Annotated in this window: 17 protein-coding genes; 9 read left to right on the top strand and 8 right to left on the bottom strand. The window is 66.3% G+C overall.

The window, feature by feature from the left end; genetic code table 11:
• Positions 1-127 precede the first annotated feature (127 nt).
• The 5 genes from tilS to cysS all read right to left on the bottom strand — a co-directional run bounded on the left by tilS (position 128) and on the right by cysS (position 6,448).
• Entirely contained in the window at positions 128-1,078 is a 951-nt protein-coding gene (gene tilS / locus ACYZGB_RS11010; RefSeq protein ID WP_462388249.1) for a tRNA lysidine(34) synthetase TilS, read from the bottom strand.
• A 140-nt stretch (positions 1,079-1,218) separates the two neighbouring features.
• On the bottom strand, positions 1,219-3,069 hold the full coding sequence (locus ACYZGB_RS11005; protein WP_462388248.1) for a methyl-accepting chemotaxis protein: 1,851 nt from the start codon (positions 3,067-3,069) through the stop codon (positions 1,219-1,221).
• A gap of 200 nt (positions 3,070-3,269) precedes the next feature.
• Complete coding sequence (locus ACYZGB_RS11000) at positions 3,270-4,247, bottom strand: acetyl-CoA carboxylase carboxyltransferase subunit alpha (protein ID WP_462388247.1); 978 nt, start codon at positions 4,245-4,247, stop codon at positions 3,270-3,272.
• Positions 4,248-4,346: 99 nt separating this feature from the next.
• The gene (locus ACYZGB_RS10995; RefSeq protein WP_462388246.1) at positions 4,347-5,021 is read right to left on the bottom strand and encodes a DNA-3-methyladenine glycosylase family protein; all 675 of its coding nucleotides are present in this window, start codon (positions 5,019-5,021) and stop codon (positions 4,347-4,349) included.
• 47 nt (positions 5,022-5,068) lie between these two features.
• Positions 5,069-6,448, bottom strand: coding sequence for a cysteine--tRNA ligase (gene cysS / locus ACYZGB_RS10990; RefSeq protein WP_462388245.1), 1,380 nt, complete (start codon positions 6,446-6,448; stop codon positions 5,069-5,071).
• A gap of 225 nt (positions 6,449-6,673) precedes the next feature.
• Here cysS and ACYZGB_RS10985 point away from each other — a divergent pair, with 225 nt between their 5' ends.
• The 8 genes from ACYZGB_RS10985 to ACYZGB_RS10950 all read left to right on the top strand — a co-directional run bounded on the left by ACYZGB_RS10985 (position 6,674) and on the right by ACYZGB_RS10950 (position 13,921).
• Positions 6,674-7,717 (top strand): L,D-transpeptidase Cds6 family protein, encoded by a 1,044-nt coding sequence (locus ACYZGB_RS10985; protein ID WP_462388244.1) that lies wholly within the window; start codon positions 6,674-6,676, stop codon positions 7,715-7,717.
• A gap of 75 nt (positions 7,718-7,792) precedes the next feature.
• Complete coding sequence (locus ACYZGB_RS10980) at positions 7,793-9,079, top strand: L,D-transpeptidase family protein (protein ID WP_462388243.1); 1,287 nt, start codon at positions 7,793-7,795, stop codon at positions 9,077-9,079.
• A complete protein-coding gene (locus ACYZGB_RS10975; RefSeq protein ID WP_462388242.1) occupies positions 9,076-9,657 on the top strand; it encodes a peptidylprolyl isomerase in 582 nt (193 codons plus the stop codon). Before ACYZGB_RS10980 ends, ACYZGB_RS10975 begins: the two co-directional genes overlap by 4 nt.
• A gap of 38 nt (positions 9,658-9,695) precedes the next feature.
• Positions 9,696-10,202: a peptidylprolyl isomerase gene (locus tag ACYZGB_RS10970; protein ID WP_462388241.1), complete on the top strand. Its 507-nt coding sequence runs from the start codon at positions 9,696-9,698 to the stop codon at positions 10,200-10,202.
• 163 nt (positions 10,203-10,365) lie between these two features.
• Positions 10,366-11,178 carry a UDP-2,3-diacylglucosamine diphosphatase gene (locus tag ACYZGB_RS10965; protein WP_462388240.1) on the top strand — a complete coding sequence of 271 codons (813 nt, stop codon included), beginning with the start codon at positions 10,366-10,368 and terminating at the stop codon, positions 11,176-11,178.
• Positions 11,179-11,213: 35 nt separating this feature from the next.
• Positions 11,214-12,044 carry a M90 family metallopeptidase gene (locus ACYZGB_RS10960; RefSeq protein WP_462388239.1) on the top strand — a complete coding sequence of 277 codons (831 nt, stop codon included), beginning with the start codon at positions 11,214-11,216 and terminating at the stop codon, positions 12,042-12,044.
• Positions 12,045-12,193: 149 nt separating this feature from the next.
• Positions 12,194-12,877: a helix-turn-helix transcriptional regulator gene (locus ACYZGB_RS10955; protein WP_462388238.1), complete on the top strand. Its 684-nt coding sequence runs from the start codon at positions 12,194-12,196 to the stop codon at positions 12,875-12,877.
• Positions 12,878-12,946: 69 nt separating this feature from the next.
• Positions 12,947-13,921, top strand: coding sequence for a threo-3-hydroxy-L-aspartate ammonia-lyase (locus ACYZGB_RS10950; RefSeq protein ID WP_462388237.1), 975 nt, complete (start codon positions 12,947-12,949; stop codon positions 13,919-13,921).
• A gap of 36 nt (positions 13,922-13,957) precedes the next feature.
• Here the strand turns inward: ACYZGB_RS10950 and ACYZGB_RS10945 are convergent, their stop codons facing one another.
• Together ACYZGB_RS10945 and mdeB are read right to left on the bottom strand one after the other, a co-directional pair.
• Complete coding sequence (locus tag ACYZGB_RS10945; RefSeq protein WP_063463142.1) at positions 13,958-14,191, bottom strand: hypothetical protein; 234 nt, start codon at positions 14,189-14,191, stop codon at positions 13,958-13,960.
• 243 nt (positions 14,192-14,434) lie between these two features.
• Positions 14,435-17,113, bottom strand: a complete 2,679-nt coding sequence (gene mdeB, locus ACYZGB_RS10940) for an alpha-ketoglutarate dehydrogenase (RefSeq protein ID WP_462388236.1) — start codon at positions 17,111-17,113, stop codon at positions 14,435-14,437.
• A 103-nt stretch (positions 17,114-17,216) separates the two neighbouring features.
• Here mdeB and ACYZGB_RS10935 point away from each other — a divergent pair, with 103 nt between their 5' ends.
• The gene (locus tag ACYZGB_RS10935) at positions 17,217-17,690 is read left to right on the top strand and encodes an Lrp/AsnC family transcriptional regulator (protein ID WP_063463140.1); all 474 of its coding nucleotides are present in this window, start codon (positions 17,217-17,219) and stop codon (positions 17,688-17,690) included.
• Here ACYZGB_RS10935 and ACYZGB_RS10930 read toward each other — a convergent pair.
• Complete coding sequence (locus ACYZGB_RS10930) at positions 17,638-18,930, bottom strand: methionine gamma-lyase (RefSeq protein WP_462388235.1); 1,293 nt, start codon at positions 18,928-18,930, stop codon at positions 17,638-17,640. The genes ACYZGB_RS10935 and ACYZGB_RS10930 overlap by 53 nt on opposite strands.
• Positions 18,931-18,941 lie beyond the last annotated feature (11 nt).

The raw sequence follows: 18,941 nt of genomic DNA, 5'->3' as shown, positions 1-18,941 counted from the left end.
AAGCGGCCTCCGAAGTGCAATAAAACGCCCAATTGGGCCCGCTAATCCCGGAATGTGAAAAAAGCGAGCCAGCCTGCGGCTGTGGGGCAGGACGGGCTTGGAATCTGGGGAGTATTTCTTCAGCCTGTTAGGGGCTGGACCAATCAAGCCCGGGGCCCGAGCGCACCACAAAACCACGCCCCACCTTGATGTGGATCTGGTGGCCACGCGTGGTGCAGGCCAGGATCTGGTCGAGCAACTCACCCAGCTGCGCCGCAGCAGGCGTGGTGTGGTGGGCCAGGCGCAGCCAGTGGCGCAGCACGTTGGCCTGCCTTGCACGGCTGAGCCCCTGCAGGGCCTTGATCTGCGGGGGCACACCCACCAGGGCCAGGTCCTGCTGCGCCATCTCGTGCAGCAATTCGGCAGCCTGGGCGGCGTTGTCGGCCGAGCGCGCAAAGGTGTCGCGAAAGGACGGGAATGCCGCGTCCAGCGCAGGCAGCAACTGGGCGCGGATGCGGTTGCGCGTGAAGCGCTCGTCGGTGTTGGTGGGGTCTTCCACCCAGGCCTGGCCCTGTGCGCGCAGCCAGTGGCGCACATCCGCCCCTGCCACCTGCAGCAGGGGGCGGTGCCAGACGATGCCTGCACGCTCCCAGCGGGCGGGCATCGCGGCCAGGCCCGCCACGCCTGCGCCGCGCGACAGTGCCAGCAGCAGGGTTTCAGCCTGGTCGTCGGCATGCTGCGCAATCGCTATTGATTTAATAGCAATATCTTGAATATGGTCGCGCGCAAAGGCCTCAAAAGCCTGGTATCTGGCTTGCCGGGCCGCGTCTTCTGGGCTCTGGCCGGGGGCATGGCGGGCATCGAGGCGCTGCACCACCAGCGGCACGTCCACCCGCTGGCACAGCGCGGTGCAATGCTGCTCAAAACCATCGGCCGCGGCCTGCAGGCCATGGTGCACATGGATGGCCCGCACCTGGCCGGGCCAGCGCCGGGCACAGGCCAGCAGCAGAGCAGTGGAATCCGCGCCCCCGCTCAGTGCCACGGCCAGGGGCAGCGTGGGGGCAAAAGCCTGCAGGGCGGCGTCGAAGGATTGGGTCATGCCAGCGGCAACCCTTGCATCGGACGGAGGCCCGTCCGGGGGGCAGAGACTGGATCAGCAAAGCGAACAGGGCAACGGGGCATGGGTGCCGATTATCGCGGGCGCCCTCGCCCACCCTCCCCGTGTGCGCCGCAGACGCCTTAACCGCCGGGCGCAGACAAACGCGGTGCCGCGTGCGACGCGTCGGTAGACAAGCGGAAGGTGCCCACCACTTCAGACAGCCGCACCGACTGGTCCTTGAGGCTTTGCGCGGCTGCAGCGCTTTCTTCCACCAGCGCGGCGTTCTGCTGGGTCATCTGGTCGAGCTGCGCCACGGCCTGGCCGACCTCGTTGATGCTGGTGCTCTGCTCGTTGGTGGAGGCCGTGATCTCGGCCATGATGTCCGTGACGCGCTGCACAGAGGTGACGATGTCGTTCATGGTCGTGCCCGCGTCGTGCACCAGGCGCGAGCCGTTCTCGACCTGTTCCACCGAGGTGTTGATCAGCGTCTTGATCTCGCGCGCGGCCTCGGCACTGCGCTGGGCCAGGCTGCGCACCTCGCCCGCGACCACGGCAAAGCCCCGACCTTGTTCACCCGCACGCGCAGCCTCCACGGCGGCGTTCAGCGCCAGGATGTTGGTCTGGAAGGCAATACCGTCGATGACGCCGATGATGTCGTTGATCTTGCGCGACGCGGCATTGATCTGGTCCATGGTGGTGACCACATTGCCCACCACCTGGCCGCCATGCTGGGCCACGTTGGACGCCTGGGCCACCAGCTGGTTGGCCTGGCGGGCGGAGTCTGCGTTGTGGCGCACGGTTTCAGTGAGCTGCTGCATGGAGGCCGAGGTCTCCTGCAGGCTGGACGCGGTGAGTTCGGTGCGCCCGCTCAGGTCGTGGTTGCCGGTGGCGATCTCCTCGGCCGCCACGCGCACCGAGCTGCTGGCATCGCGGATCTGCGCCAGCACACCCGAGAGCTTGCCTGCAAAGCTGTTGAAGCTGGCGGCGATCTGCGCAAGCTCGTCCTCGCCATGCGTGTCGATGCGGCGCGACAGATCGCCATCGCCCGCTCCCACCTCGTGCATGGCATCGCGCACCTGGGTGAGCCTGCGAAGCCGCTGGGTCAACACCGCCGCCAGCAGGGCCACTGCTATCGCCAGCACCACGATGCTCGACAGCACCGAGGTGGTGAGCATGGTACGGATGGGTGCCATGGCTTCCGACTCATCCAGCGCCACCACCAGCATCCAGTTGGAGCCCGAAATGGGCGCCACGGTCAGGAGGCGCTGACGCCCATTGATTTCCACAGACAGCATATTCTTGGACTGAACCGCTGCAGTCAGCTTGTCGCCGGACAAATCCTTGGACAGATCGGACAGGGGTTTGAGCGTCAGCGCTGCGTCCGGATGCGCAATGATCTTGCCGTCGGCAGAGGCCATGAAGCCGAAACTCGTGGGCGTAGGCTTGACCGACGCCACAGTGGCCACAACCGACTCCATGGACACATCCCCGGCCGCCACCCCTTTGAGTGAATTGCCCGCCCCGACAGGGGTGGCAAACGTGACGACCAGCTTGCCGTCCGAAGCTGAAATGTAGGGCGGCGTGATGACGGATGTACCGGCCGCCGCAGCCTGCTTGTACCAAGGCCGGGCAGTGGGATCGTAGTCGGGGGGGAGGCTACGCTGCTCGGAGAACACGTACTTCTTGTCCGCATACCCGAAATACACGGTAGAGAACTTGCCAGCATCGCGCAGGATGGCCAGAGTTCTGACGGGATCCGGATCTTCAAAAGCGCTGATGGATGCCGCCACGATCATGGCCTTGGCACGCCCCCACTCCTCAATGGTTTCCACATGGCTCTTGGCGGTGGCCAGGCTTTCCTCCTGAAGCGCCTCGCGCGCTTGGCTGCGCGCCACCAGAAAGTTCGCCACCGTCAGCACCAGCAGGGCCAGCACCAGGCAAATTGTGGACAACACCAGAATCTGCCCCTTGAGGGACTTGAACATCGACATGCGACACTCCTTCGGCCCGCGCAACGAGCCATCGAAACATGCTACATCTTGTTGCAACATGTGCGCCATAGGGAAATGCCGACGGCGTGCAGCCCGCCACCGCGCCCCCTCCCCTCAGTGGCCCAGAAACGACAACGGCCCCTGCTGGGGCCGCGTCGGAAGCGGGTCGCCAGCGCGACCTGCTCAGGAAGCTGGGGTATTCAGCGGCTGTCCGCCTTGGTGTCCCCAAAGCGGCCGTAGCTTTGCAGGCGCTCGTAGCGGCGGTCCAGCAGATCCTTGGTCTTGAGATCGGCCACCTGGCGGAAGGCATCGCCCAGCGCGCGCTTGAGGAAAGCGGCCATCTGCTTGTGGTCACGGTGGGCGCCGCCCACGGGCTCGCTCACGATCTTGTCCACCAGGCCCAGCGCCTTGAGGCGGTGGGCAGTGATGCCCAGGGCATCGGCAGCCTCCTGCGCTTTTTCACTGGTCTTCCAGAGGATGGAGGCGCAGCCCTCGGGGCTGATCACGGAGTAAATGGCGTACTGCAGCATCACCACCTGGTCGGCCACGCTGATGGCCAGCGCGCCGCCGGAGCCGCCTTCGCCAATGATGGTGGTGATGATGGGCACTTCCAGCTGCGCCATCTCGAAGATGTTGCGGCCGATGGCCTCGGACTGGCCGCGCTCTTCGGCATCGATGCCGGGGTAGGCGCCGGGCGTGTCCACAAAGGTGAACACGGGCAGCTTGAACTTCTCGGCCGTCTTCATCAGGCGCAGGGCCTTGCGGTAGCCCTCGGGCTTGCTCATGCCGAAGTTGCGCATGGCGCGCTCCTTCGTGTCGCGGCCCTTCTGGTGGCCGATGACCATACAGGCATGGCCGTTGAAGCGCGCGAGGCCGCCCACGATGGACTGGTCGTCCGCATAGTGGCGGTCGCCGTGCAGCTCCACGAAGTCGGTGAAGATGTCGCGCACGTAGTCGAGCGTATAGGGGCGCTCGGGGTGGCGGGCGATCTTGGTGATCTGCCAGGGCGACAGTTCACTGTAGATGTCCTTCGTGAGCTGCTGGCTCTTCTTGCTCAGCTGGTCGATCTCTTCCGAGATATCGACGGCACTCTCGGTCTGCACGTAGCGCAGTTCTTCAATTTTGGATTCCAGCTCGGCGATGGGCTGCTCGAAATCCAGAAAGGTCTTTTTCGCCAACGTTGTTCTCCTTGGGGCTCGCGCCGGGCGGCTGCCACGATGAATGGCACGCACTGTAACCGACGGTTAACGATTTTTAGTCAAACGCGTCAGAGGGCGTCAGTAAGCAACCGACTGCGGGTCGAGCGACCGCCAAATATACCAAGTCGCCACACTGCACCAGGGCTTCCAGGCCTCGGCCACCTCGCGGGCGTCGCTGCGGCTCACGGGGTCGCCCGAGAAGTAATTCTGGCTGATGCCGGTGATCAACCCCGGGTCGTCCAGGGGCAATACATTGGGCCGCATCAAATAGAAGATCAAAAACATCTCGGCCGTCCAGCGGCCGATGCCGCGAATGGCCACCAGCTCGGCAATGATGGCCTCATCCTCCATCGCCGCCCAGTCCTTCACATGCAGCTTGCCACTCTCGAAGTGCATGGCTAGGTCCACGAGGTAATCCACCTTGCGGGCCGACAGGCCTGCGGCGCGCATGTCGTCGATTTTGAGCTTGAGCACGCTCGCGGGCTTCATGCCACGCGGCAGCAGCGCCACCAGGCGCTCCCACACGGCCTGGGCGGATGCCACTGACACCTGCTGGCCCACGATGGAGCGCGCAAGGGTAATGAACGGATCGCCCCGCGTCTGCAGCGCGGCATCGCCAAACTGCGGGATCAGGCGCTTCATCACCCGGTCTTTTTTGACGAGGTGCTTGCACGCCTCGGCCCAGTAATCGGGCGTGGCCAGCACCAGCGGCGGCGTTGCGGCGTCGCCCGCTATCTTTTTAGAAGCTGCCACGGCTTACCCCATGCGCCGTAGCGGCATTTTTTGCATACAAATGGGGGTCACTGCGCGGCTTCCCATGTCGTGCCTGCGGCAGAGTCCTTGAGCACGATGCCCTGGGCCAGCAGTGCCTGGCGGATACGGTCGGCCTCGGCGAAGTTCTTGGCGGCCTTGGCAGCGGCGCGGGCAACAATCTGCGCCTGGATGTCGGCTTCGTCCACGCCTGCACCAGCCTGCAGGAAGGCCTTGGGGTCGCCCTGCAGCAGCCCCAGGCAACCCCCCAGCGCCTTGAGCAGCCCGGCCAGCTCGGCCGAGCGGGTCTTGTTGACCTCGCCCGCCAGTTCGAACAACACGGCCACGGCCTCGGGGGTGCCGAAGTCCTCGTCCATGGCGGCCTTGAAGCGGGCCGCGCAGGAGCCGGTCCAGTCGATGGAGGCCATCTCTGCCGGGGCGACCAGGCTCAGCGCCGTGTACAGGCGCTTCAAGGCCTGGCGCGCGTCGTCCAGGTGCGTGTCGCTGTAGTTCAGCGCACTGCGGTAGTGGGCGCGCACCATGAAGAAACGCAGCGTCTCCGCGTCATAGCTCTTGAGCACGTCGCGGATGGTGAAGAAGTTGCCCAGGCTCTTGGACATCTTCTCGTTGTCCACCCGCACAAAGCCGTTGTGCACCCAGAACTTCGCCAAAGGCTGGCCAGTGGCGCCTTCGCTCTGGGCGATCTCGTTCTCGTGGTGGGGGAACTGCAGGTCTGCGCCACCGCCGTGAATGTCAAACGTTTCGCCCAGCGTGGCGCCGCACATGGCCGAGCATTCGATGTGCCAGCCGGGGCGACCCGCGCCGAAAGCGCTGTCCCATTTGGCCTCGGGCGGCTCCTCGGGCTTGGAAGCCTTCCACAGAACAAAGTCGAGCGGGTCTTCCTTGCCGTCGAGCACGGCCACGCGCTCGCCCGCAAGCAATTCATCCAGCGACTTGCCAGACAGCTTGCCGTAGCCGCCGAACTTGCGCACGGAATAGTTCACGTCGCCATTGCTGGCCCGGTAGGCCAGGCCTTTGCCCTCCAGCTGCCCGATGAGCGAGAGCATCTGGGGCACGTATTCGGTGGCGCGGGGCTCCACAGTGGGCGGCTCAATGCCCAGCAGGCCGATGTCCTGGTGCATCGCGGCAATCATCTCGTCGGTGAGCTGGCGGATGGTGATGCCCCGCTCCAGCGCGCGCTTGATGATCTTGTCGTCGATGTCAGTGATGTTGCGCACATAAGTGACGCGATAACCGCTGCTTTTGAGCCAGCGCTGTACCACGTCAAACGCCATCATCATGCGGGCGTGGCCGATGTGGCACAGGTCATAGATGGTCATGCCGCACACGTACATGCGTACATGCGAGGGTTCGAGCGGGGAAAAGTCCTCCAATGCACGCGACAGCGTGTTGTAGATGCGCAAACTCATGGGATTTCAGTCACGGGGAAGGGGTGGTTGGGTGAAGCGATTCACCCGGTAGCAAAGGGCCTGGAACAGGTTTTCAGCGCCCTCGGCGGAGGTTGGCCCGGCAGGGGGCCTACAGCGAAATCACCCGCGGCAACAGCGTTCCGTCATGACAACCCCCTCAGCTACAATCCGCCGCAGTATAAGCCCCCGCCCCGGCGGGCCGCTGCCCAACACCCCGGAATCCCCATGAAGCCAGTCCTCCGCACTCTTCCACAACTCCTGCGCCTGGTGGCGCTGACCGCGCTGCTGGGCGCGGGCGTGGCCCATGCCGAGGACTACTCCGACATCACCCAACTGCTGAAAACCGGCAAGGCCGCCGAAGCCCTGGTGAAGGCCGACCAGCGCCTGGCCGCCACCCCGCGCGACCCGCAACTGCGCTTTTTGCGTGGCGTGGCACAGGCCGACAGCGGCAAACAGGGCGAGGCCATCACCACCTTCACCAAGCTGACGGAAGAGTACCCCGAGCTGCCCGAGCCCTATAACAACCTGGCCGTGCTCTACGCCAACCAGAACCAGCTGGATAAGGCCCGCACAGCGCTCGAAATGGCGATCCGCACTAACCCCAGCTACGCCACCGCGCACGAGAACCTGGGCGACATCTACGCCAAGCTGGCCAGCCAGGCCTACAACAAGGCCCTGCAGCTGGACGCCACCAGCGCCAACTCGGTCAAGCCCAAGCTGGCCCTGATCCGCGAGCTGTTCTCTGCCGACGCAGCCAGCAAATCCGGCCGCCCTGCGGCAGCGGCCCCTGCACCCGCCGCCGTGGTGGCCACGCAGCGCCCAGCGCCTGCGCCTGCCGCAGCAGCGCCTGCACCCGCAGCCCCCACCCCGGCCCCGGCAGCAGCGCCCGCCCCCACACCGGCTCCGGCCCCAGCGGCCGCCAGCGACGCATCCACCCAGGCCGTGACAGCTGCCGTGCAGGCGTGGGCCGCCGCCTGGGCCGCCAAGGACATGAAGGCCTATCTGGGCGCCTACGACAAGTCTTTTGACCCACCGGGCAACCAGAACCGCTCCACCTGGGAGAAAGAGCGCGAGTCGCGCATCGTCGGCAAGTCCAAGATCAGCGTGAAGCTGTCCGACATCGCCGTGTCGGTCCAGGGCGACAAGGCCACGGCCCGCTTTCGCCAGGCCTACAGCGCCGACGCGCTCAACGTGACCAGCCGCAAGACCCTGGACCTGATGAACAGCAACGGCCGCTGGACCATTGTTCGCGAATCCACAGGCGGTTGACCGTGAACCCCGACGCGGCGCCTGCGCCTCTTGCGCGGGCTTTTTTTTTGCCCTGACCCGATCCTGATGCCGCACATGTCCGTGCCTTTGTCCGCACCAGGCCGCCTGGCGGCAACCGCCGCCCTGTGCTTGGCGGGCCTGCTGCTGGCCGCCCCCGCGATGTCCCAGGGCGACAAGGAAAAGAAGAAGCGGCGCGCAACTGCCTCTGCACCGCCTGTCTCTACCGAAGCCCTGCGCGACGGCCAGGCCGAAGCCCGCCTGATGGCGGTGTACAAGCTCGTGGCCGAAGGCCGGGGGCGCGAAGCCTTGGCGCAGGCCGAAAGCCTGGCGCGCGACTACCCGAACTTCCAGCTGGCCCAGCTCGCCGTGGGCGATCTGCTCATGTCGCGCACGCGCCCCATCCGCCACCTGGGCGATGTGGCACCCGAACCCGACTCGGCCCGCAGCCTCCAGGCCGCCGCCGCCCTCACCGAGCTGCGCACCGAATCGCGCCAGCGGGTGGACGCACAACGCAGTCGCCCGCCGGAGAACAGCGTCCCGGCCCAGTTCCTGGAGCTGTCCCCCCGCTCGCGCCACGCGATTGCGGTGGACGCCTCGCGCTCGCGCCTGTACCTGTTCGAGAACACCCCCAAGGGCCTGCAGCTGGTGGCCGACTACTACGCGTCGGTAGGCAAGCTCGGCATCGAAAAAGAGGTGGAGGGCGACCAGCGCACGCCGCTCGGGGTGTACTTCATCACCAGCCGCCTGGACCCCGCCACGCTCAAGGATTTCTACGGCGCCGGGGCCCTGCCCATCAACTACCCCAACCCGCTGGACCAGAGCCGGGGCAAAACGGGCAGCGGCATCTGGCTGCACGGCACGCCACCCGACCAGTTCGCACGTGCGCCCCTGGCCACCGATGGTTGCCTGGTGCTGGCCAACCCCGACCTGGAGCGCATCCTGCGCACGGTGGAACCCCGCTCCACGCCCGTGGTCATTGCGCGTCAGCTGCAATGGGTACAGCCGCACAGCGTGGCGGCCGAGCGCAAATCGTTCGAGGCCGTGCTCAACGCCTGGCGCACTGCCAAGACCGAGGGCGACATGAAACGCCTCTTGAGTTTTTACGCCCCCGACTTCCAGAGCTACCGCAAGAAGCCGCTGGGGGAATGGACCCAGGTGCTGCAGGCCGAGACCCGTGCGCTCAAGGGCCGGGAACTCCAGCTCAAGGACAAGTCTTACCTGCGCTGGACAGACTCGGCCGACACCATGGTGGTAACGTTCGGCGAAGTCGCCGAAGGCGCCCGCACCGGGCCCACCAAGCGCCAGTACTGGACGCGGCGGGGCCAACATTGGCAGATATTTTTCGAAGGAGTGATTGGATGATTTCCAGAAGAAATTCGACCCTTGCGCTTGCCAGCATTGCCTTGGCAGCTATTTTTTCGGTAGCGCCCGCCCAGGCGCAAGACGCCCCCAAGGTCAAGCTGGCCACCTCGATGGGTGACATCGTGGTGCAGCTCGACGCCGTCAAGGCGCCCAAGACGGTCGAGAACTTCCTGGCCTACGTGAACAGCAAGCACTACGACGGCACGGTGTTCCACCGCGTGATCGACGGCTTCATGATCCAGGGCGGCGGCTTCACGGCCGACATGCAGCAAAAACCCACCAAGGCCCCCATCGCGCTCGAAGCCAAGAACGGCCTCAAGAACGATACCTACACCATCGCCATGGCCCGCACGGGCAACCCCGACTCGGCCACCTCGCAGTTCTTCATCAACGTGAAGGACAACGCCATGCTCAACGCCCCCAGCCCCGACGGCCACGGCTATGCCGTATTCGGCAAGGTGGTGGAAGGCACGGCCGTGGTGGACAAGATCAAGGCCGTGGCCACCGGCAACAAGGGCCCGCACCAGAACGTGCCCACCACCCCCGTCACCATCAACTCCGCCACCCTGGTGAAGTGATTGCTGGCTGACTCATTTTTTCTGAAAGAAGCACCTCCATGAGCAACCCCCAAGTCGAACTGCACATCGCCGGCTACGGCGTCATCACCCTCGAACTCGACGCCGTCAACGCGCCCAAGTCCACCGAGAACTTCCTGGCCTACGTGAACAAGGGCCACTACAACAACACCATCTTCCACCGTGTGATCCCCGGTTTCATGGTGCAAGGCGGCGGCTTTGAGCCCGGCATGAACCAGAAGGGCTCCGATGCCCCCATCGAGAACGAAGCCAAGAACGGCCTGAAGAACGCCAACTACACCGTGGCCATGGCCCGCACCAGCGACCCACACTCGGCCACCGCGCAGTTCTTCATCAACGTGGCAGACAACGGCTTCCTGAACCACACCGCACCTTCTGCCCAGGGCTGGGGCTATGCCGTGTTCGGCAAGGTCGTGTCGGGTACCGATGTGGTGGACAAGATCAAGGCCGTGAAGACGGGCCGCAAGGGCTTCCATGACGACGTGCCCAAGGAAGACGTGATCATCGAGAAGGCTGTGGCCCTCTGAGCATGACATCCCCCTGTGGCGCTGCGCGCCTTCCCCCTTCTCTCGCATCGCGACGCGCTGCGGGAAGGGGGACGACGCCCTCGCTGCGGGACGGCCCTTGCTCGGCGTCCCTCGCTGCGGCCGCGCCAGTGTCGGCCGCCCATCGCAGGCCTCAGCGCAAGGGATGAACCACCCAGCCCCTCCCGTGACCACGACCGTGCCCCGGTTCGAGGAGCTCGCCGCTCCATCGCACTGGCGCACGGTCGAATTCATTTCAGACCTGCACCTGCAGGCCAGTGAGCCCGCCACCGTGGCCGCCTGGCAGCACTACCTGCAGACCACCCAGGCAGACGCCCTCTTCATCCTGGGCGACCTGTTCGAGGTATGGGTGGGCGACGACGCGCTGCTGGAGCCCGGCAGCTTCGAGGCCGAAGGCTGCGCCGCCCTGCGGGCCGCTGCGCAGCGCCTGCCGGTGTACTTCATGCACGGCAACCGCGACTTCCTGGCAGGCCCGGCCTTCCTGGCGCATTGCGGCATCACCGGCCTGGCCGACCCTACGGTGCTGGTGTTTGGTGGCCAGCGTTTTGTGCTCAGCCACGGTGATCTGCTGTGCCTTCAGGATGTGAACTACCAGCGTTTTCGGGTGCAGGCGCGCAGCGCCGAATGGCAGCAGCAGTTTCTGGCCCAGCCCCTGGCCACACGCCGTGCGCAGGCGCGCGGTATCCGGCAGGAGAGCGAGGCACGCAAACAATCCGGCGCCACCTATGCCGACGTGGATGGCCCCGCCGCCATCGCCTGGCTGCAGGCAGCCCATGCGCACACGCTCATCCACGGCCACACCCACAAACCCGCCAGCCACCCGCTGGCCCCGGGCTTGCGGCGCGTGGTGCTCAGCGACTGGGACTCCGCCGCATTGCCCCCCCGCGCGGAAACACTGCGTTTGTCCAGCGCGGGCTTGGAACGGGTCACCCTGACCCCCAGCTACCAGCGATCCTGAACTGCGCGGGGCTCTCTCCCTGCTGCCTGATCGCCATGCCCCCTTTTCTCAACCGGCTCTGGCGCCACGTGCGCTCCACCGTGGCCCCGGTGCCCGACATCTCGGCCACGCTGTGGCTGCAAACGCTGCAGCGCTACCCCTTCTTGTCGGCGCTCTCGCTGCACGACCAGTCCAAGCTCCGCGCACTCAGCGCCCTCTTCCTGCACCACAAGGAATTCCACGGCGCCCACGGCCTGGTCGTGACCGACGCCATGGCCATCGACATCGCGGCCCAGGCCTGCCTGCCCCTGCTGCATTGGGGCGACCCCGCCAAGGCGCTCGCCTGGTACGACGACTTTGTGGGCATCGTGCTGCACCCCGGCGAGGCCGTGGCCCGCCGCAAGACCATGGACGAAGCCGGTGTGGTGCATGAACACACGCAGGTGCTGCTGGGCGAAGCCATGGAGCGCGGCCCCATCATGCTGAGCTGGGAGCATGTGGCCAACGCCGCCGAAAACACCGCGCGCGGCCACAACGTGGTGGTGCACGAGTTTGTGCACAAGCTCGACATGAAAAGCGGCGAACCCAACGGCTGCCCGCCCCTGCCCGCCGGTTTCATGGGCGCCCGCACCGGCCGCGCCGCCTACGAAGCCTGGTGGAACGCCTGGGAACCCGCCTACCGGGACTTCCGCGAAGCAGTCATCAAGGCCGAACGCTTCGGCGCAGAACGCCCCTGGCTGGACGCCTACGGCGCCACCTCGCAGTCCGAGTTCTTCGCCGTGGCCTGCGAGGCGTACTTCGTGAACCGCGCTCGGTTTGCGCAGGAGTTTCCGGGGTTAATGCCGGTGCTGGACACTTTCTTCCAGCGCCCCACCCACGCGAACTGACGGGGCAAAGCCGCACGGGGAGCGAGAAGTCCCCCGCAGGCATTGCCCCTGTTTGCCGATGCCAGGGCGGTGCGGACATGGAATGATCTGCTCGCAAGACAAAAAGTCCATATTTTGACAATTTATCCAATTCCGGATAAATTGCCGCCATGCCTGCACACGCCCCCGCGCCAGCCCGCACCCGCACCCGCACCCGCCAGCGAACACCTGCGCGCACGGTCGAACAAGCCGCCCTGCTTTCGCAGATCGAGCAGGTTGCACAAGGCCTCGCCGCCACATTTGCACCGTTTTGCGAGGTGGTGGTGCACGATCTGCTGGACCCCAAGCACTCCATCCTGGCCATCCACAACAACCTGTCGGGGCGCATGGTGGGCGACCCCACCACCGAGATGGGACTCACACGCATCGCGGACCCGGACTATCCGCAGGTGGTCGCCAACTACGCCAACCAGTTCGCGGACGGCCGCCCGGCCAAAAGCACCTCGGTGGGCATCAAGGACGCCTCGGGCCACTACATCGCCGCGCTGTGCCTGAACGTGGACCTCACGCTGTTTCGCAGCCTGCAGAGCGTGGTGGGCCAGTTCACTGCCACGGATGGCGACACTGGGCTCAAGGAATCGCTGGACCCCGCCGGGGCCGAAGCCATCCGCCAGCGCATCGACCAGTTCGCGGCGCGCCTGTCGTCGGCGCCACGTGCGCTCAAGGCGGCCGAGCGACGTGCGCTGCTGCGCGAACTCAAGGCATCGGGCAGCCTGGAGGTGCGCCGCGCCATGGAGGTCGTGGCGCAGCACCTGGGCGTGTCGCGTGCCACGGTGTATGGCGACGTGAAATGACACGGCCCCACAACCCGGCCTGCCGCACCCGCCGCATCTGTTTTTTTCACTTTCCACCCGGACTTCACCATGACCCCAACCCTCCCCGCCCTTCCCACCTACGAGGACGTGGTGGCCGCCGCTGGCCGCATTGCAGGGGTGGCCCACCGCACGCCGGTGCTCACCTCGCGCACCATCAACGAAGAATTTGGCGCCCAGGTGTTCTTCAAGTGCGAGAACCTGCAGCGCATGGGCGCGTTCAAGTTCCGAGGGGCCTACAACGCGCTCGCCCAGTTCAGCACCGCGCAGCGCAAGGCCGGGGTGGTCGCGTTCTCCTCAGGCAACCACGCGCAGGGCATTGCGCTGGCCGCGCGCGAGCTGGGCATTCCAGCCACCATCCTCATGCCGCAGGACGCGCCCACCGCCAAGGTGGCCGCCACGCAGGGTTATGGCGCCCAGGTGGTGTTCTTTGACCGCTACACCCAGGACCGCGAGCAGCTCACCCGCGACCTGGCCGAACGCCACGGTCTCACGCTGATCCCGCCCTACGACCACGCGGATGTGCTGGCCGGCCAGGGCACGGCAGCCAAGGAGTTGTTCGAGGAGGTCGGCCCGCTGGATGCATTCTTTGTGTGCCTGGGCGGCGGCGGGCTGCTGTCGGGCTCGGCCCTGGCCACGCGCGCGCTGTCGCCCCAGACCAAACTCTATGGCGTGGAGCCCGCTGCGGGCAACGATGGACAGCAGTCGTTCCGCAGCGGCTCCATCGTGCACATCGACACGCCCACCACCATTGCCGATGGTGCGCAGACGCAGCATCTGGGCCACATCACCTTCGCCATCATCCGCCGCGATGTGGACGACATCCTCACGGTGACGGACGAACAGCTGGTGGATGCCATGCGCTTTTTTGCCGAGCGCATGAAGCTGGTGGTGGAGCCCACCGGTTGCCTGGGTTTTGCCGCCGCGCGGGCCATGCAGAGCGAACTCAAGGGCCAGCGCGTGGGCGTGCTCATCAGCGGCGGCAACGTGGACCTGGCGCGGTTTTGCGCCTTGGTGGCAAGCTGACGGGCTACTGCCCGGCCCATCCAGCCTGAAAACACGTCACGCCGACAGCGCCTGCTCCACCGCCGCCTGGGCCTCTTCCAGGCTGCTGAAGAACCGCATCGGCTGGGGCATGGCCTTGGGCAAATGGGCCGGCGCGGGCCACAGGCGCTCGTCCTCCCAGGCGGCGGTCCACCCCCCGATGTCTTTGCGCTTGACGGAGCAGATCGCCTGCCCGTCCACCATCGCGGTCCAGGTGGTAGGCGGGTTGTGGTCCCAGCTGACATGTGCCATGGTGCCCTCCAGCAGTTGCTCGGTTGCAACCCATTCTAGGAAGCAGTTACAGGCTGGGCAATGTGTTCGACCCTAAGTTTGCTGGGCGGTCCGCTGGGCCGGGTGGCAGATCCCCAAGCGCGCAAGGCGCTGGAGGTGCGGGTGCAGGGGTTGTTGGTGCCGAGCCAACTACACCCCGCCTTCTGAGCCCCTGTCCTTCGGCGCCCGAAGTGACCCCGCGCGGGGCGCGGTCCGCTCGCAGGCTTATGCCTTTTGCCGCCCCACCGCGCTGCGGGCAGCACGTGCCACGGCCTGCGCATCCACCCCAAAAAACTCCCGCAGCGCAGCCCGCGTGTCGCTGCGGCCAAAGCCATCGGTGCCCAGGGTGATGTACTTGCGCCCTTCGGGGATAAATGCGCGCACTGTCTCGGGCACGGCGCGCACGTAGTCGGTGGCGGCCACCACCGGCCCGCTGGTGGCGGCCAGTTGGGCGGCAAGCCAGGGGGTGCCGGGGTCAACCCCTTCTTCACCCGCCAGCGCGCGCTGTTCGCTGGCCACGCCGTCGCGGGCCAGTTCGCTCCAGCTGGTGACGCTGAGCACGGTCACATCCAGGCCTTCGCTGGCAAGTTGCTCTGCGGCCTTGACCACTTCGGTCAGGATGGCGCCGGAGCCCATCAGGGTGACGGAATTTTGAGAAGAAATCAGGCCCTTGCGCGCGTCCAAATTGCCCTGATAGCTCCTAAAAACATAGCACCCACGCAAGACCCCGTCTGCAGCGCCTGCGGGCAGGTCGGGCTGGGCGTAGTTCTCGTTCATCAGCGTGACGTAGTAGAAGACGTCGCGCTGCTCGGTCACCATCTCGCGCATGCCGGCGTCGATGATGACGGCCATCTCACCCGCGTAGGCCGGGTCGTAGGCCTTGCAGTTGGGGATGGTCGCGGCCACGAGGTGGCTGGTGCCGTCCTGGTGCTGCAGGCCCTCGCCGCCCAGCGTGGTGCGGCCCGAGGTGGCGCCCAGGAGGAAGCCGCGCGCACGCTGGTCGGCCGCGGCCCAGATGGCGTCGCCCACGCGCTGGAAGCCGAACATGGAGTAGTAGATGTAGAACGGCAGCATGGCCAGACCATGCACGCTGTAGCTGGTGGCTGCTGCTGTCCAGCTCGCAATCGCACCTGCTTCGCTGATGCCTTCTTCCAGAATCTGCCCATCGAGCGCCTCGCGGTAGCTCAGCACCGAGCCGATGTCCTCGGGCGCATAGCGCTGGCCCACGCTGCTGTAGATGCCGACCTGCTTGAACAAATTGGCCATGCCAAAGGTGCGCGCCTCGTCGGCCACGATGGGCACGATGCGGGGGCCTAATGTGGCGTCCTTCAGCAGCGTGCCCAGCATGCGCACAAAGGCCATGGTGGTACTCATCTCCTTGCCATCGGCCTGCAGCGCAAACTGGCCGTAGCTGGCCAGGGGCGGCACGGGCAGCACGTCGCAGGCCGTCTGGCGGCGCGGCAGGTAGCCGCCCAGTTGCTGGCGGTGGCGGCGCAGGTACTGCATCTCCGGGCTGTCTTCCGCAGGCTTGTAGAACGCCAGGCTGGTCGCCTGCTCGTCGGTGAGCGGCAGGTTGAAGCGGTTGCGGAATTCGATGAGGTCGGTGTCGTCCAGCTTCTTCTGGCTGTGCGTGGTCATCTTGCCCTGCCCGGCTGTGCCCATGCCGTAGCCCTTTTTGGTGTGGGCCAGGATCACCGTGGGCTGGCCCTTGTGGGCAGCAGCAGCGGCGTAGGCGGCGTGGATCTTCACCAGGTCGTGCCCTCCGCGCTTGAGGCGATCGATCTGCTCGTCGGTCATACCCTGGGCCAGAGCGGCCAGTTCGGGGTTCTGGCCGAAGAAGTTGTCGCGGTTGAAGCGGCCGTCCTTGGCGGCGAAGGTCTGCATCTGACCATCGACCGTGCCTTCGAGCGTGCGCACCAGCGCGCCGGTCAGGTCGCGGGCAAACAGGCCGTCCCAGTCGCTGCCCCAGACCAGCTTGACCACGTTCCAGCCCGCGCCCGCAAACAGCCGCTCCAGCTCGTCGATGATGCGGCCGTTGCCGCGCACCGGGCCGTCCAGGCGCTGCAGGTTGCAGTTGACGACCCACACCAGGTTGTCGAGGCCTTCGCGCGCGGCCAGGGTCAGGGCGCTCATGGATTCGGGCTCGTCCATCTCGCCGTCGCCAAACACGCCCCATACTTTGCGCGCCGAGCAGTCGAGCAGGTTGCGGTGCGTGAGGTAGCGCATGAAGCGCGCGTGGTAGATGCTGCTGATAGGGCCAATGCCCATGGAGCCGGTGGGGAACTGCCAGAAGTCCGGCATCAGCCAGGGGTGTGGGTAGCTCGACAGCCCCTGCGCGCCCGCGTGGGGAGCGGTGATTTCCTGCCGGTAGTGCTGCAGGTCGTTCTCGGTGAAGTGCCCCTCCAGAAACGCCCGCGCATACACGCCGGGCGCGCTGTGCGGTTGAAAGAACACCAGATCGCCCCGGTGCTGGCCTTCGCCCACGCCTTCGCGCGCGCGGAAGAAGTGATTGAAGCCGCTCTCAAACAAATCGGCCGCACTGGCGTAACTGGCGATGTGCCCGCCCAGCTCGCCATACGCTTGATTCGCCCGCACCACCATGGCCAGCGCGTTCCAGCGCATGATGGACGCCAGGCGCTCTTCCACCGCCAGATCGCCCGGGAAGGCAGGCTGCGCCTGGGCCGCCACGGTGTTCACATAGGGTGTGTTGAGCTGCGGCTGCCAGCCCACGCGCTGCGTGCGGGCCAGGCGCACCAGCTCCTGCAGCACAAACCGCGCGCGCTCGGGGCCTTCGGTGGCCACCAGGGCCAGGAAGGCATCGCGCCATTCGGCGGTCTCTTGCGGGTCGATGTCGGCCAGGGTGTCCTGGGGGCTGAGGAGGTGGGGGGGCAGTGGGGCGTTCATGGGAGCACACTGTAGAAGGGTTGGGCAAAAATGTGATGCCGAAACGCGCGGATCAAGCGCCAGTAAAAGCACAATATGCCGCACCAACAAAATATTGCAGCATATGAAGCTTGACGTGACCGATCTGCGCATTCTGGCCGAGCTGCAGGCCGATGGTTCGCTCTCCAACGTGGAGCTGGCGCGGCGCGTGCACCTGTCGCCTTCGCCCTGCCTGGCACGGGTGAAGGCGCTGGAGGCCGCGGGCGTGATCGCCCGCTATGTGGCGCTGGCCAATGCGGCGGCGCTGGGCCTGGGGCTGAATGTGTTCATCAGCATCAGCCTGAAGACGCAGAACAAGGAGGCACTGGCCGACTTTGAGCGGCGCATTGCCGAGCACGACGAGGTGATGGAGTGCTACCTGATGAGCGGCGACTCCGACTACCTCATCCGCGTGGCGTTGCCCGACATTGCGGCGCTGGAGCGGTTCATCCTGGAGCAGCTTTCGCCGATCCCGGGGCTGGAGAAAATCCGCTCCAGCTTTGCGCTCAAGCAGGTGCGCTACAAGACGGCGCTGCCGCTGCCACACGCTCGGGGCTGAGCCCGGCGTGGATGCCAGCGCTGAGGTCCATGGCGTGGGCCAGGTCCAGCGCCTGGCCAATGTCGGCCAGCAGGTCGTCCAGGTCTTCCAACCCCACCGACAGGCGCACCAGGCCTTCGGCAATGCCGTGGTCGGCGCGCTGCTCGGGCGTGTAGGTGGAATGCGTCATGCTGGCCGGGTGCTGGGCCAGGGTTTCGGCGTCGCCCAGGCTCACGGCGCGGGTGACGAGCTGCAGCGCGTCCATGAAGCGCACGCCCGCCTGCAGGCCACCGCGCAGCTCAAAAGCGATCATGCCGCCCATTTGGCGCATCTGCTGCTTTGCCAGCGTGTGCTGCGCAAAGCTGGGCAGGCCGGGGTAGTGCACGGCCGCCGCAGCGGGGTGGGCGGCGATGAATTCGGCCACCTTCTGCGCGCTTTGGCAGTGGCGGTCCATGCGCAGGGCCAGGGTTTTCAGGCCGCGCATCACCAGGTGGGCGTCTTGTGCCGACATCACCGCGCCGGTCATGTCTTTCAGGCCGTACAAGCGCACGCGCTGGGCCAGTTCGGCATCGGCAAACACGGCAGCGCCTGCGGTCAGGTCGCCGTGGCCGCCCAGGTATTTGGTCATGGAGTGCACGCTCACATCGGCACCCAGCAGCAGGGGCTGCTGCAGGTAGGGCGTGCAGTAGGTGTTGTCCACCACCACCTTGGCGCCCTGGGCATGGGCCAGGGCCGACACGGCGGCGATGTCCACCAGGCGCATGTTGGGGTTGGCGGGGGTTTCGAGGTACAGCACGCGGGTCTTGGCGGTCAGTGCCTCGGCCACGAGGGCGGGGTCGGTCATGTCCACATGGCGCACCGTCACGCCAAAGCGGCCCAGGCCGTGGTGCAAAAACGAGAAGGTGCAGCCATACAGCGTGAGGTCAGCCAGGATTTCATCGCCCGGCTCCAGCATCGACCACAGCGTGGCCGTGATGGCGCCCATGCCCGAGCCGAACACCACGGCGCCTGCGCCCTCTTCCAGCGCCGCCAGCCGCCCTTCGAGCAGCGCCAGCGTGGGGTTGGCGATGCGGGTGTAGAAGTAGCCGGGCTCCTGGCCCGCAAAGCAGCGCGCGCCATAGGCCACATCGGGGAAGGCATAGGTGGCCGAGGTGTGGATGGGCGGCACCAGTGCGCCCTGGTGGTCGGCCGGGTTGTAGCCGTGGTGGATAGCGCGGGTGCTGAAGCCGGTGGCGGGGCTGCGGTCGGTGGTGCGGGTCATGCTTGTCTCCT

The organism is Acidovorax sp. Q11, assembly GCF_054950075.1.
Note: the sequence above shows the minus strand (reverse complement) of the source record. Positions and strands in the feature narration are given on the sequence as shown.

Bases quoted from the DNA above. Each gene is read 5' to 3' on its own strand.
- ACYZGB_RS10935 (WP_063463140.1), top strand. From the start codon at position 17,217: ATGAAGCTTGACGTGACCGATCTGCGCATTCTGGCCGAGCTGCAGGCC.
- ACYZGB_RS10970 (WP_462388241.1), top strand. From the start codon at position 9,696: ATGAGCAACCCCCAAGTCGAACTGCACATCGCCGGCTACGGCGTCATC.
- ACYZGB_RS10965 (WP_462388240.1), top strand. From the start codon at position 10,366: ATGAACCACCCAGCCCCTCCCGTGACCACGACCGTGCCCCGGTTCGAG.
- ACYZGB_RS11005 (WP_462388248.1), bottom strand. From the start codon at position 3,069: ATGTCGATGTTCAAGTCCCTCAAGGGGCAGATTCTGGTGTTGTCCACA.
- ACYZGB_RS10985 (WP_462388244.1), top strand. From the start codon at position 6,674: ATGAAGCCAGTCCTCCGCACTCTTCCACAACTCCTGCGCCTGGTGGCG.
- ACYZGB_RS10975 (WP_462388242.1), top strand. From the start codon at position 9,076: ATGATTTCCAGAAGAAATTCGACCCTTGCGCTTGCCAGCATTGCCTTG.
- ACYZGB_RS10960 (WP_462388239.1), top strand. From the start codon at position 11,214: ATGCCCCCTTTTCTCAACCGGCTCTGGCGCCACGTGCGCTCCACCGTG.
- ACYZGB_RS10945 (WP_063463142.1), bottom strand. From the start codon at position 14,191: ATGGCACATGTCAGCTGGGACCACAACCCGCCTACCACCTGGACCGCG.
- cysS (WP_462388245.1), bottom strand. From the start codon at position 6,448: ATGAGTTTGCGCATCTACAACACGCTGTCGCGTGCATTGGAGGACTTT.
- tilS (WP_462388249.1), bottom strand. From the start codon at position 1,078: ATGACCCAATCCTTCGACGCCGCCCTGCAGGCTTTTGCCCCCACGCTG.
- ACYZGB_RS10980 (WP_462388243.1), top strand. From the start codon at position 7,793: ATGTCCGTGCCTTTGTCCGCACCAGGCCGCCTGGCGGCAACCGCCGCC.
- mdeB (WP_462388236.1), bottom strand. From the start codon at position 17,113: ATGAACGCCCCACTGCCCCCCCACCTCCTCAGCCCCCAGGACACCCTG.
- ACYZGB_RS10930 (WP_462388235.1), bottom strand. From the start codon at position 18,930: ATGACCCGCACCACCGACCGCAGCCCCGCCACCGGCTTCAGCACCCGC.
- ACYZGB_RS10950 (WP_462388237.1), top strand. From the start codon at position 12,947: ATGACCCCAACCCTCCCCGCCCTTCCCACCTACGAGGACGTGGTGGCC.
- ACYZGB_RS10955 (WP_462388238.1), top strand. From the start codon at position 12,194: ATGCCTGCACACGCCCCCGCGCCAGCCCGCACCCGCACCCGCACCCGC.